The sequence below is a fragment of the Spirosoma pulveris genome (assembly GCF_054781875.1).
Window position 1 is genome coordinate 122,381 of sequence record NZ_BAAGTO010000001.1, and the last position, 12,985, is coordinate 135,365.

The following is a 12,985-nucleotide window of genomic DNA, read 5'->3' on the forward strand; positions in this document are numbered from 1 at the left end:
TCAATGGGCATAGGGGTAAACCGTTGGCTAGTTGTCATAGGGGCGACCAAGTGTGTGTTGAGCGAAAAATGATAGCTTTACAGTCTCCCAGCAAACCAAAATCAGTTGTAGTGCTACCAACAGAGCAGGACATACTCTCGGCGATCCGGGCGGGTAATGAACGGGCATTCGAATCTGTCTTTCGGCAGTACTATGCGCCCCTTTGTCGATATGCCCGCCAGCTATTGCCCGACCCCGATGAAGCCGAGGAAGAAGTTCAGGCTATGTTTCTGGCCGTTTGGGAAAAAAGAGATAGTTTATACATTACTGCTTCCCTGAAGTCGTACCTCTACCGTGCTGTGCATAACCGCTGCCTGAATCGCATTAAACACGAATCCATACGCGACGAACATCGGGACTTCTCCTGTTCTAGTAGCGATGCTCATGTTGAGTCGCCCATGCAAAAAGTGTTGGGCGACGAACTGGCTGACCGAGTACAGGCTGCCATACAGAAATTGCCTGAACAATGTCGGCTGGCTTTTACCCTGAGTCGTTATGAAGAATTGAAATACGGCGAAATTGCCGACCAGTTGGGGATTTCAATCAAAACCGTTGAAAATCAGATCGGAAAAGCCCTCCGCATCCTGCGAACTGAACTGAGTGAGTACTTACCTGTTTTAACCTTGTGGCTGCTAAGTCACCCTGAGCAATGGCCGATCAACAACCCATAGACGACGCCCTGCTGGGCAAGTTTCTGGCGGGCGAAGCCGATCCAGCCGAATCGGCGCGGGTGAGGCAGTGGCTTGCCACCCACGAGGATGGCCCCGCACAAACCAGTCCCGACGATTTTGCTCGATTCGAACGCATCTGGGATGCCGCAAAGCCGGACTCCACCGAGGTCGATACTGATGCGGCCTGGCGGTCTGTTCAGCAAAAGATGCGGGTATCGGATCGAAATCCGGCCAGACGGAATCAGCCGGTTGTGAAACCCATGTCCGTGCCGCAACCGACACGTCGATTGTTGGACACTTCACCATTATGGCGCATTGCCGCCCTGCTAACGCTCGTAGCGGGTATGGGCTGGCTAACGGTCAAACTTATATTTTTTGGTCAGCGCCATCCGGCCGAAGGAGTGGTAGTGCTGACGGCCAATGAGCAGCCTATCAGTAAGACCTTACCCGATGGCACCCATATTTTGCTGAACCGGCATTCGACCTTGCAATACCCGACGGCTTTTGCGGAGGATCGCCGGCATGTTGCCCTGACGGGTGAGGCTTTCTTCGACGTAACGCCCGATGCTGCCCGGCCGTTTCACATCGACGCCCGCAAAAGCGTGATTCAGGTGTTGGGAACATCGTTTACCGTTCGGGCCTACGACGCCAATGTGAGCGTGGCCGTACGGACGGGGAAAGTGCGGTTTTCGAAGGGAAGAAAAGCCATTCTGCTTATCAAAAATCAGCAGGCCTCTTTCGACGCTTCGGGCGATACCATCCGACGGCTACAAGCATCACCAAACATGTTCGCGTATAAAACGGGGGTGCTGGTGTTCGAGAAAGAACCGCTGCGGGATGTTGTTCAGGCCATCAATCAATACTACAATGCCGATGTTCAACTGGCCAACGCCAAACTCGGTAACTGCCTGCTGACGACTCGTTTCGAGAAGACACCGTTAGAAACCGTCCTGAATGTTACCGCCGAAACGCTTGGTTTACAGGTTCGTCATGTTGGTAAACAGGTAATTTTAGACGGAAATGGTTGCCAGTGAATAGGGGGAAACCGGTTTATGGCTGTCATGGGGTAAAAAAGAACCTTCTGATGAATTCGTTTCGATCCTGTCTCCTCTGGCTCTGTCTTCTTGCGCAAACGCATGCATTCGCTCAGGGCATACCCCCACTCGAACGTCTGATTACGGTCGATATTCGAAACGCCCCCCTCGAAAATGCGCTGCGTGAGATTAGCCGGGCCGGACGTTTTGAGTTTTCCTACAACCCCGCCCGTATTGATGGGAAAGCTGCCGTAACCGTCCGACTGACAAATGCACCGGTTCGGGAGGTGCTTAACCGAGTCTTCCAAAGTCAGATTACGTTTAAGTCGCGGGGAAACTACGTTATTCTGGTCCGTACGGAAACGCCCGAATCGACCCCGAAGAACTTTCTGCTCGACGGTTATATTCTGGATGAGAAAACCGGCGAACGCATTGCGCAAGCCAGTATTTTCGAAAAAACGACCCTGGCTTCAACCGTCAGCAATCCGTTTGGATACTACCGTCTGCGCTTGCCAACGAATCTCCCGGCGGTTCGTCTGGACGTTCGAAAGCAGGCTTACGTGGGTGAAACTGTCCTGATTCGTTCGCGGCTTTCGCATTCGGTGAGCATCCGGATGACGCCCGTTCCGCCACGGCTATCGCTGGAAACACTACCGATCCGGGTAACGGAAGACACGGCCCAGTCGGTGAATATACTGGCTGCCGTAACGGTCGACCTGCCCGCTCCCGGTCTGGATTCAACGGTGCAGCCACGACCGAAATCTATTCTGGAGAAGGGCCGTGAGGGGATCACCCGGTTATTTGTGTCAGCCCAGCAATCCATCCACGATGTAAACTTGAGCCGGGATACTCTCTACCGCGATTGGCAGGTGTCGTTTCTGCCCTTTGTCGGTACCAATCATCGCCTGAGCGGACGCATCAGCAACCGCATCTCGGTCAATGCGTTGATTGGGTATTCGTTTGGCGTGCGGGCGTTCGAAGTGGGCGGTTTATTTAACCTCGTTCGGTCGGATATGACTGGATTTCAGGCGGCTGGCTTGGGGAATATGGTGGGCGGTAACGTCAGCGGGGTACAGCTTGGCGGGCTGTTTAATCTTAATAACGGCACAGTGGCGGGCGTACAGGCGGGCGGCTTATTCAACGTCAATACGAAACAGGCAGGGGGTGTTCAACTGGGCGGTCTATTCAATGCCAATGGGGGTGAACTGACGAATAGCATTCAGGTTGGTGGTTTAGTGAATGTGGCGGGCAAGTCGGTTCATGGGATTCAATTGGCGGGACTGGCCAACGTGGCGGTGGGTGATGTGCACGGCTGGCAGGTGAGCGGCATCGTTAACCGGGCGCGGTCGGTGCAGGGAGGGCATCAGATTGGCCTCATCAACCTGGCCGATTCGTCGGGCAGTGTGCCGATTGGTCTGTTCAGCCATGTGCAGAAAGGGGGGTACCGGCGGTTCGAAGTGGCGGCCACTGAAATTAATCTCCTCAACCTTACGTATCGAACGGGCGTTCGCCAATTCTACAACATCCTTTCCGCAGGTTATAATTTTGGGCGGGAGGGGAGCTCTGACCTGACGGCGGGCTACGGACTGGGTACAGGCTTCGTGCTGTCGCGGTCGACCCTGTTCACGGTGGAAGGAACGCACCATCATCATTTCTATTTCGACCAGCGCGATAATGGCGGCTGGAACAACCAGATTCGCCTGAGTGCCCTCATCGAAACAAAGCTCAGCAACCATTTGTCTCTGGCCTATGGTCCTTCCATCAACTGGTATTTTAGCACCGATACCATGATTCCGCCCGTCCGTAGGCCATCTATCCCGCTCTTTTCTGAAGAGACAGATGGCTTTAGCAATAGCCGCCACTGGGGTTGGATAGGGTTTCAGGTGGGACTTCGGTTCGGAAATTCGTAGAAGCCGGGTGGTGTTGAAGCGGCTATTTTTTACTTTCTTCTACCTTTTTTTCAATGGGAATTACCGCTACATCCCGTTCCCGTTCGGTCTGTTCAACGTATACGGCGTAATCTGCTGGTTCAATTTTTATCCCGAAATGATTGGCATAGGCCTGGGTGAACTCGGCCCCGAAGTACAGAATGGCCGCTGTATAGTAAATCCAGGTCAGAATTACGATGAGCGAACCGGCAGCCCCATAAGCTGAACTGGTGCTGGTGGTTTCGATGTACAGCCCAATCAGGTACCGGCCCAGCATGAAGAGCAAAGCCGTAAAAAAGGCACCCCAGCGCACATCTTTCCAGGAGATCTTGGCGTCGGGCAGCACTTTGAAAATGATGGCGAATAAAACACTCACCACAGCCGTGCTGATCAGGAAGTTAAAGCCACTGACCAGATAAACGCCGATGCCCGGCAAGTAGCGGGACAAAAAGTCGCTCATGGCTAAAATGAGCCCGTTGATGATGAGCGAAACAAGCAGCAGGAAACCCAGACTAACAACCAGTGATGAGGAAAGGAGCCGGTCTTTAATCAGTTTCAGCCAGCCCCGTTTTGGTTTCGCTTTTACCCGCCAGATCATGTTGACGGAATCCTGGATCTCAACAAAAATACTGGTGGCACCAATCACCAGCGTAATGATCCCAATAGCCAGGGCGGTGTTGGTTTTACCGGACAGACTCACACTTTTGATCATGTCCTGAATCTGCTTGGCGGCCTCATTGCCCACCAGTCCGTTTATCTGGGAGAAAATCTGTCCCTGAATCGCATCCTGCCCCAGAAAGATGCTCACGACTGAGATGATAAGTACTAACAGAGGAGCCAGTGAAAAGACAGTGTAATACGCAAGGGCTGCGCTTAGCTTCAGGCATCGGTCGTTCAGAAAACCATTGAAGGCATCCCGGATAACGATCCATGCGTTGGTGAAGAATGATTTAAGTGTGTTGGCGGTCATGGTCGTTGAGTGGTTTACGGGCGGCACCGATAGTTGTCATTGGCAAGGCTAGACGGCAGGTGTCTACAGAAACAACCAGAATAAAAGGGAGTTGTTGGCCTTCCTGTTTCGGAAAAGCATATGAATGGATCGTTCAGTATATTTTCCCATTCGTTTAGATTTCGAAACAACCGGCCTGTACAGGGGTTTCGATTGTATATATCGACTTACTTCAACTGTTATGAATTCTGCTGTAGAAACCTACCCGCCCGATGTACGGCCCCCTTCGCTGCCTCCTGTTCACGCTGTGAGACTGACGGTTAACGGTAAAGACACCGAATTGCAAATTTCTCCCTGGACAACGTTACTCGATGCGCTGCGGGAGTACATGGACCTGACCGGCACCAAAAAAGGGTGCGATCACGGCCAGTGCGGGGCCTGTACGGTATTGGTTAACGGCAAGCGTATTAACTCCTGCCTAACACTCGCCATCATGCAGGAAGGTGCCCAAATAACGACGATTGAAGGAATTGCTCAGACCGAAGGCAACGACAACGCAGGGCCGCTTCACCCCCTGCAAAAGGCGTTTATCGAGCATGATGCGTTTCAGTGTGGCTATTGCACACCCGGCCAGATCTGTTCGGCAGTGGGACTTCTGAACGAAGGCAAAGCGAAAACGACCGCTGATATTAAAGAGTTAATGAGTGGCAACATCTGCCGGTGTGGAGCTTACACGAATATCGTGGACGCCATTGAAGATGTTATGAACCAGAAAAACGCATGAATAGCTTCACTTACTTTCGAACAGATGCCGTAGACACCGCCGTACGCGAACGGGCATCGGAGCCAACCGCCAAATTCATTGCCGGGGGCACGAATCTACTCGACCTGATGAAGGAGAATGTGGAGCATCCCACACATCTGATCGATATTACCCGGCTCCCGCTGACCACCATCTCGGACAACGTAAATGGAGGACTTCGTCTCGGGGCGCTAGTCACGAATGCCGATACGGCATATAACGAGCAAGTCATTGAGCGCTACCCATTGCTGTCGCAGGCCATTTTAGCGGGGGCATCGCCCCAGTTGCGCAACATGGCTACCGATGGCGGAAACCTGTTGCAGCGTACCCGTTGCTACTATTTTTATGATACGGCAACGCCCTGCAACAAGCGCGAACCGGGTTCGGGTTGCTCGGCCCTTAATGGCTACAACCGAATCCATGCGATTCTGGGCGCCAGTAATCATTGTATCGCCACCCATCCATCGGACATGTGCGTGGCGCTGGCGGCTCTTGAAGCGGAAGTTCGGGTAACGGGTGATAACGGCGAACGTACCATCCCGTTTGCGGAATTTCACCGCTTGCCGGGCGATACACCCAACATTGACAATACCCTCGAACCGGGTGAGCTGATTACAGCAATCGATCTCCCTGCAAAGGGGTTTCCGCAGTACTTCCAATACCTCAAACTCCGCGATCGGGCATCCTATGCTTTTGCGCTGGTGTCGGTAGCAGCTGCGTTGGAAATGGAAGGCGGAACGATTACCGCTGCCCGGATTGCGTTGGGCGGGGTAGCACATAAACCTTGGCGGAAGCCCGAAGCGGAAGCTGCGCTGGTGGGTAAACCTGCCAACAAAGAAAACTTCCAGGCCGCAGCCGAGCTTTTGCTGGCGGGCGCGCAGGGCTATGAACATAATGCATTTAAAATCGAACTGGCAAAACGCGCTATTGTGCGGGCATTGGGCCAGGCCGCTAAACTTGAACTAACCGCATGAGTACGCCAATAGTAACAAATTCGATCGGAAAGCCCATTAACCGCGTCGACGGTGTCGATAAAGTGACGGGCAAGGCCAAATACGCGGCCGAGTTCAATGTGCCAGATCTGGCTTATGGGGTAGTTATTTCCAGCGCCATCACCAAGGGCAAAATAAAGTCGTTCGATGCCAGCGACGCGCTCAATCTGAAGGGTGTTCTACAGGTATTCACGCACGAAAACCGGCCCAAGCTGGCCTGGTTCGATATTAGCTATAAAGATCAGGATGCCCCGCCGGGATCGCCGTTCCGGCCCCTGCATAATGCTACGATCAAGTACAGTGGACAGCCAATAGCGCTGGTGGTAGCCGAAACCTTCGAGCTGGCGCGTTATGCCGCCACGCTGGTACGGGTCGAGTATGAAGAGCTCAAGCACGAAACCGATCTGGAAGCCAATCTGCACAAAGGCAGAAAGCCTAAACACGGAGTCGCCGATCTGTTAAAACCACCACCACCTAAACCTCGTGGTGATTTTGATCGGGTGTATGCCGAAGATCCGAATAAGATAGCGGGACGCTATGTGCATTCGGCCGAGCATCACAACCCTATGGAGCTGTTCGCCACCACGGTATCGTATGAGAAGAACGGCAAGCTGACAATTTATGACAAAACACAGGGCGTCACGAACAGCATCCTGTACGTAACGCAGGTGTTCAATATGCCATTCAGCGATGTACGAGTGCTTTCGCCTTACATGGGCGGTGGTTTTGGCTCGGGACTGCGTCCGCAATACCAACTGTTCATGGCCGTGATGGCCGCTCGCGAATTGAAACGTTCGGTTCGAGTTTCACTGACGCGTCAGCAGATGTTTACGTTCGGTCACCGCCCGGCCACTGTGCAGCAGGTAGCCTTGGGTGCTCAGTCCGATGGAACCATGAATGCGCTCTACCACGATGCCATGGGTGAAACCTCAAAATTTGAGGATTATACAGAAGTGGTCGTTAACTGGGGTGGCCAGCTTTATCCGCCCGAAAACGTTACTATGGAGTACAATCTAGTTCCGCTAGATGTGTATAGTCCGCTCGACATGCGGGCACCGGGGGGCGTAACGGGGATGTCGGCGCTGGAAGTCGCCATGGATGAACTGGCTTACAACCTCGGCATGGACCCGCTCCAGTTTCGGCTGAAAAACTATACGGATCACGATTACAACCAGGACAAGCCCTATTCCAGCAAGGAACTGCGGGCGTGTTACCAGCAGGGGGCCGAACGCTTTGGCTGGTCGAGCCGAACCATGGAACCGCGATCCATGAAGAAAGACCATAACCTGATTGGCTGGGGTATGGCGACCGGCATCTGGGAAGCCAACCAGATGCCCGCCCGCGCCGAAGCCGTGTTAATGGTGAACGGAAAACTACGCGTGAGCAGTGCCACCGCCGATATTGGTACGGGTACCTACACCATCATGACCCAGATCGCAGCCGATACCCTCGGCTTGCCGGTCAGCGATGTGTTATTTAAGCTTGGCGATACGGATATGCCGGTAGCGCCTATTTCGGGCGGTTCCTGGACGGCGGCAACCATTGGGACGGCGGTTCAGACGGTGTGTCAGGAAGTAGGTAAGAGCTTGCTGAAGCTGGCGAAAAACAAGCCTGATTCTCCGTTTAAAGGCGCGAAATGGGACGACGTCACCTTCTCCGACAAGCATATGCGGCTTAAAAGTGACCCATCTGTAGCAATTTCCCTGCAGGCACTTGTCGATCTGAATGGTGGAAAAGCGGTTCGGGAGGTATCGACCGGGCTGCCCAACGCACTGAAGCAGAAAGATTTCTCCCGGGCTACGCACTCCGCTGTTTTCGTGGAAGTGATGGTGGACGAAGATCTTGGCACGGTTAAAGTTACCCGTGCCGTTACCGCCGTGGCGGCTGGTCGTATCCTGAACCCCAAAACAGCCCGCAGTCAGATTCTAGGGGGGATGGTTTGGGGCCTTAGTAAAGCACTGGAAGAGGAGAGCGTCATGGATCATAATTTCGGTCGGTTTATGAACCATAACCTCGCCGAATACCACGTAGCGGTCAATGCCGACATTCATGATCTCGATGTCATATTTGTGGAAGAGCATGATGAAGTCGTGAACCCGCTGGGCATAAAGGGCCTTGGCGAGATTGGTATTGTAGGGATGCCAGCGGCCATTGCCAATGCTATTTTTCACGCCACCGGCCGCCGGGTAAGGGATTTGCCCATTCGGCTGGATGCGTTGCTATAAATTCATAGGCCCTAAAAAGCAGATTGGACAAATGCCATGTTTGTATAGACATGGCATTTGTCCAATCTGCTTTTTTTACAACCCTGTTAGGCCACTATTTTTCCATCCAGCACGGGGCGTTTGTCTTTGGTTTTGTTCAGGATACTCAGGCTGCTCTGAAACTCAACCTGAACGCCTTCCTTCCCAAATCGGCAGGTGACCTTATCGTAATGAGCCGTTTCAATGAAACGCCACAGCATAACAAAGGTCGTATCGTCCTGCCAGCCACCGCTCCCGGCCACTTTTCTGACGTTCCCCCCCGGCACAACCGTTGGGGTAAGGGACAGCGGAGCAACCGAGAACGTGGTTGTCCCGTCGCGCCAGCGACCCAGGCCGCAGAGTACCTGATGGTCACCCTGCTCGTCTTTCAACTTAAAAATACAGCCATCCTTGCCAAAAGTGAGAGAAACATCTTTCACGTGCGAGGCATTATCCGCAACGGCAAACGTCTTCCCGCTGATCTGGCTGGCGATCGAAGCACTGGTTTGCGAGGTAGCCGGAGGGAGGGTTAACGCGCCAAGCTTCTGGGTTAGTGCCGCCTGCTTAATTTTTTCGGCGGGTAGCCCGTTGCCCTGAAGCGCTGGCAAGATGTGGTCCCAGATGGCATTGAGAACGCCCTGCATGTCTGCAGTTTCGGAGGTTATCGCAATAACGGCATCTTCTTTTGGCAGTACGATGCAATATTGACCAAAGGCGCCATCACCCCGGTACGCGTCGTGGCGGCAACGCCAGAACTGATAGCCGTAGCCCTGAATCCAGTCGTTGACGGATTCATCACCTTTGCCACCTTTCGATTGAACTTCTTTTCTCGTTGCATCGGCAATCCACTCTTCGGCAATGAGCCGTTTGCCATTCCACATGCCTTTTTGCAGGTAAAGCTGCCCGAATTTGGCAATATCTTCGGTACGCAGCCGCAGGCCCCAGCCGCCGGTATTGATGCCTTTCGGGTCGACCTCCCAGTCTTCCCCTTCGATACCCAACGGGCCGAATAGGCGCGGTTTCAGGTATTCGACAACGGGTTGCCCGGTCAGTTTCTGCACAATGGCCGACAGCATGTATGTGGCCCCGCTATTATACACGAAGAACGTGCCCGGTTTATGCTCGACCGGCTGCGCCAGAAAGGCTTTTATCCAGTTTGTGTTGCCGCCTTCGCGCAGGGCTGGGGTCGAATCCTTATCGTGACCCGTCGACATGGTCAGCAGGTCTTTCACCCGCATAGCAGCCAGGTTATCGCTTACCGTTGCCGGTAATTCGTTCGGGAAGAACGAAACGACCTTATCTTCCACGGTCAGGCGTTTTTCGGCAACGGCCATACCAACGGCCGACGACGTAAAGCTTTTGCTGAGCGAATACAGTGTATGTTTCAACTGGGGCGCGTACGGCGCCCACCACCCTTCGGCTACTACGTGCCCGTGCCGAAGCACCATCATGCTATGAACATTCAGTTTGTTGGTTTCGATGGTATTGACAAAATCCAGCAGACCGCCGGGCGCAACCCCCTGGGCTTCGGGTAGACTGCGCGCCAGTTTGCCTGATTTGGTTGGCAATGCCCAGCCCGTTTCGGGTAGGGAAGCAACAACGGCAAGACCTGCCGCTCCAAAGCCAAGCTGCCGGAGAAAATCGCGTCGGTTAAGGTTCATCAGTTTAGAGGAGTTATCACAGTGATAGAAAAATAGGTTCATTGATCGAGGGTAGCAACAAAAGAGAAAGGCGGTACAGAATTACTAGTCGACACGGTTAAAATAAACCGGGTACCTTATATTCGTAAATCTGTCCCGAACGGGACCAGTCTGCACGGTTTACGTATGTCCAAACAATCGTTATTTTTTCTCCCGCCCGGATCTTTATGTCTGTTGCTTTTTCTAATTACTTCTTTGCCGGGCTTTGGCCAATCCAACGGTCAAACGCCCTACGAGCGTGATACAAGTCAGACGGCCACCTATCCCCAGATTATTAGCTGGTACCAGCAACTGGACCGGCAGTATGAGCAGGCCAAATTGATCGAGATTGGCAAGACGGACATCGGGAAGCCGCTACATCTGTTCCTGCTGGCGGCTGACAAACAGTTTACGGCCCGGCCGGATCGCGTTACGCTGTTGATCAATAACGGTATACATCCCGGCGAACCGGAAGGGATCGATGCCTGTATGATGCTGGCGCGTAACTTGCTGAAAGAAAAAACATTACCCCCAAATGTGTTGATCGCCATTGTTCCCGTGTACAACGTGGGCGGAAGCCTGAACCGGGGCGTGTCGCGGGTGAACCAGAACGGGCCAGTGTCCTATGGGTTTCGCGGCAACGCCCGCAACCTGAACCTCAACCGCGATTTTATCAAGGCCGAAGCCGACAATACAAAAGCGTTTCAGGCCATGTTCCAGTCCCTGAAACCACAGGTATTCATTGATAATCACACCAGCGACGGCGCGGATTACCAGCATGTGCTCACTTATTTTGCTACCCAGAAAGATAAGCTTCACCCGAAGTTGTCGGGTTATATGACGACGCGCTTTCAGCCGGAACTGGATAAACTGCTCATAGCGAAGGGTTTCCCGCCCGCACCCTACGTGAATCATGCCGGCGACACGCCCGAAAGTGGTTTGATTGGCTATAATGATACACCCCGCTATTCGACCGGATACGCGGCCCTGTTCAATTGTTTCGGATTCACGCTGGAAACCCACATGTGGAAGCCGTTTCCGGCCCGGGTTCAGGCATCGTATGTGTTCGATGAAGCCGTTATTCGTTTGTGTGAGCGCGAAGCCCAAACCATCCTGACCAACCAGAAGCGCGCTAACGAAGCCGTTCGTGTTCAGAAAGCATTTGTATTGAACACGAAACTTGACCGTAGTAAAACGGATTCGGTAACCTTCCGGGGATATGCTGCTGCCTACAAACCCAGCGATGTATCAGGCTTGAAGCGGCTCTATTATGACCGGTCGAAGCCGTTTACAAAGCGCGTCCCTTATTGGAACACATTCTCGGTCGAAACCCAGGTGGATAAGCCCCGGGGCTATGTTGTTCCGCAAGCCTGGCGGGAAGTTATCGGCGAGCTGAAACGGAATGGTGTTCGGCTGCAAACTCTGCCAAAGGATACGCTCATGACCGTTTCAGTCTATTATATCACGGACTATAAAAGCCCACAGCGTCCCTACGAAGGTCATTTCATTCATACAGGTGTGAAGGTGCGGACGGAGATGCAGCCTATACAATTTTACAAAGGCGATTATCTGGTTCAGACTGATCAGGCAACCAACCGGTACCTTGTTGAAACATTGGAACCGCAGGGTGTCGATTCCTTTTTTGCCTGGAATTTCTTCGACAGCATCCTCGATCAGAAGGAATATTTCTCCAATTATATTTTCGAAGACACTGCCGCCGAGCTGGTGAAAAACGATCCGTCGTTGCGTAAACAGCTGGATGAAAAAAAAGCAACGGATAAAGCATTCGCTGAAAGTGCGAACGCCCAACTGGATTTCATTTACCAGCGGACGCCCTATTACGAAAAAACGCACAATCGCTACCCGGTTTACCGCCTGAATTAACACACCATGACGATTGTACTGCGCATCTTTCTGATCAGCCTGCTATTGGTGCCCTGTTGCTTGTTGGCACAAAGCAAAATCCATACAAATACGTCTGAATCAGCTGAGGTTACCCTTATTCGGGCCTTGCGGCAGGAGTCAAATCTTGCCATTCAACACCGTGACCTCAAGGGCTTCGGCGAAGCCATGATGCCGGAAATTGACGTTACGCGGGGGAGTGGTTCGCATGTGTCGGGCCGGGATTCGGTGCTGGCCTCAGTAATGGTGCAATTCAAAGACCCGGATTTTCTGGGATATGTTCGCACGCCAGACAGCATTCAGGTCAGCACATCCAATCCGCTGGCGGCCGAGCACGGGCACTGGGTCGGTCGATTCAAACGGGCCGATGGTATTCAAACCATAACGGGGACCTATTTGTCGATGTGGAGAAAAACCGATAAGGGCTGGAAAATTCGTTCCGAACTGTTTGTGAGCCTGTCGTGCACGGGGAGCGCGGCTTGCGGGAAGTGATTGCCTGTGAACCGGGAAGGTTTCGATAATTACTACCTGCTACAGCAGCCTGGTTTTTCGTTGAAAAAGCTTATCAGATTTAAGTACTTGTCCTCCATTATCCAAGGGTGGAACCTACTGGATTGGAATACTAACTTGTCTTGGCCCGTCGAATACGTTTCAGCGCAGCGGCCAGCCGTTCCTGTGGTGTGTTTGTCCAACACTATGCCTTGTTATAAGATGGAATATCATTGCTATTGTTAGGTATTGGGAGT

The 12,985-nt window shown here is 52.9% G+C and carries 10 protein-coding genes; 8 read left to right on the plus strand and 2 right to left on the minus strand.

Going from position 1 to position 12,985, the window contains the following annotated elements:
* Window positions 1-68 precede the first annotated feature (68 nt).
* Genes ACYVJM_RS00500 through ACYVJM_RS00510 form a run of 3 tightly spaced genes read left to right on the plus strand, consistent with a single transcriptional unit; the run spans window position 69 to window position 3,654 of the window.
* On the plus strand, window positions 69-710 hold the full coding sequence (locus ACYVJM_RS00500; protein WP_461146245.1) for an RNA polymerase sigma-70 factor: 642 nt from the start codon (window positions 69-71) through the stop codon (window positions 708-710).
* Window positions 689-1,744, plus strand: coding sequence for a FecR family protein (locus tag ACYVJM_RS00505; RefSeq protein ID WP_461146246.1), 1,056 nt, complete (start codon window positions 689-691; stop codon window positions 1,742-1,744). The genes ACYVJM_RS00500 and ACYVJM_RS00505 overlap by 22 nt, the downstream gene beginning before the upstream one ends.
* A gap of 50 nt (window positions 1,745-1,794) precedes the next feature.
* Window positions 1,795-3,654, plus strand: coding sequence for an STN and carboxypeptidase regulatory-like domain-containing protein (locus tag ACYVJM_RS00510; protein ID WP_461146247.1), 1,860 nt, complete (start codon window positions 1,795-1,797; stop codon window positions 3,652-3,654).
* Window positions 3,655-3,676: 22 nt separating this feature from the next.
* Here the strand turns inward: ACYVJM_RS00510 and ACYVJM_RS00515 are convergent, their stop codons facing one another.
* A complete protein-coding gene (locus ACYVJM_RS00515; protein ID WP_461146248.1) occupies window positions 3,677-4,642 on the minus strand; it encodes a YihY/virulence factor BrkB family protein in 966 nt (321 codons plus the stop codon).
* Window positions 4,643-4,862: 220 nt separating this feature from the next.
* Between ACYVJM_RS00515 and ACYVJM_RS00520 the strand changes: the two genes are divergently transcribed.
* Genes ACYVJM_RS00520 through ACYVJM_RS00530 form a run of 3 tightly spaced genes read left to right on the plus strand, consistent with a single transcriptional unit; the run spans window position 4,863 to window position 8,640 of the window.
* A complete protein-coding gene (locus tag ACYVJM_RS00520; RefSeq protein ID WP_461146249.1) occupies window positions 4,863-5,405 on the plus strand; it encodes a (2Fe-2S)-binding protein in 543 nt (180 codons plus the stop codon).
* Window positions 5,402-6,397, plus strand: coding sequence for an FAD binding domain-containing protein (locus ACYVJM_RS00525; RefSeq protein ID WP_461146250.1), 996 nt, complete (start codon window positions 5,402-5,404; stop codon window positions 6,395-6,397). The genes ACYVJM_RS00520 and ACYVJM_RS00525 overlap by 4 nt, the downstream gene beginning before the upstream one ends.
* On the plus strand, window positions 6,394-8,640 hold the full coding sequence (locus tag ACYVJM_RS00530; RefSeq protein WP_461146251.1) for a xanthine dehydrogenase family protein molybdopterin-binding subunit: 2,247 nt from the start codon (window positions 6,394-6,396) through the stop codon (window positions 8,638-8,640). Before ACYVJM_RS00525 ends, ACYVJM_RS00530 begins: the two co-directional genes overlap by 4 nt.
* Before the next feature lie 86 nt (window positions 8,641-8,726).
* Here the strand turns inward: ACYVJM_RS00530 and ACYVJM_RS00535 are convergent, their stop codons facing one another.
* On the minus strand, window positions 8,727-10,319 hold the full coding sequence (locus tag ACYVJM_RS00535; RefSeq protein ID WP_461146252.1) for a serine hydrolase domain-containing protein: 1,593 nt from the start codon (window positions 10,317-10,319) through the stop codon (window positions 8,727-8,729).
* 165 nt (window positions 10,320-10,484) lie between these two features.
* Here ACYVJM_RS00535 and ACYVJM_RS00540 point away from each other — a divergent pair, with 165 nt between their 5' ends.
* Together ACYVJM_RS00540 and ACYVJM_RS00545 are read left to right on the plus strand one after the other, a co-directional pair.
* Window positions 10,485-12,221, plus strand: coding sequence for a M14 family metallopeptidase (locus ACYVJM_RS00540; RefSeq protein ID WP_461146253.1), 1,737 nt, complete (start codon window positions 10,485-10,487; stop codon window positions 12,219-12,221).
* 6 nt (window positions 12,222-12,227) lie between these two features.
* Entirely contained in the window at window positions 12,228-12,731 is a 504-nt protein-coding gene (locus ACYVJM_RS00545; protein ID WP_461146254.1) for a nuclear transport factor 2 family protein, read from the plus strand.
* Window positions 12,732-12,985: the final 254 nt, after the last annotated feature.

Bases quoted from the DNA above. Each gene is read 5' to 3' on its own strand.
- ACYVJM_RS00500 (WP_461146245.1), top strand. From the start codon at position 69: ATGATAGCTTTACAGTCTCCCAGCAAACCAAAATCAGTTGTAGTGCTA.
- ACYVJM_RS00505 (WP_461146246.1), top strand. From the start codon at position 689: ATGGCCGATCAACAACCCATAGACGACGCCCTGCTGGGCAAGTTTCTG.
- ACYVJM_RS00510 (WP_461146247.1), top strand. From the start codon at position 1,795: ATGAATTCGTTTCGATCCTGTCTCCTCTGGCTCTGTCTTCTTGCGCAA.
- ACYVJM_RS00515 (WP_461146248.1), bottom strand. From the start codon at position 4,642: ATGACCGCCAACACACTTAAATCATTCTTCACCAACGCATGGATCGTT.
- ACYVJM_RS00520 (WP_461146249.1), top strand. From the start codon at position 4,863: ATGAATTCTGCTGTAGAAACCTACCCGCCCGATGTACGGCCCCCTTCG.
- ACYVJM_RS00525 (WP_461146250.1), top strand. From the start codon at position 5,402: ATGAATAGCTTCACTTACTTTCGAACAGATGCCGTAGACACCGCCGTA.
- ACYVJM_RS00530 (WP_461146251.1), top strand. From the start codon at position 6,394: ATGAGTACGCCAATAGTAACAAATTCGATCGGAAAGCCCATTAACCGC.
- ACYVJM_RS00535 (WP_461146252.1), bottom strand. From the start codon at position 10,319: ATGAACCTTAACCGACGCGATTTTCTCCGGCAGCTTGGCTTTGGAGCG.
- ACYVJM_RS00540 (WP_461146253.1), top strand. From the start codon at position 10,485: ATGTCCAAACAATCGTTATTTTTTCTCCCGCCCGGATCTTTATGTCTG.
- ACYVJM_RS00545 (WP_461146254.1), top strand. From the start codon at position 12,228: ATGACGATTGTACTGCGCATCTTTCTGATCAGCCTGCTATTGGTGCCC.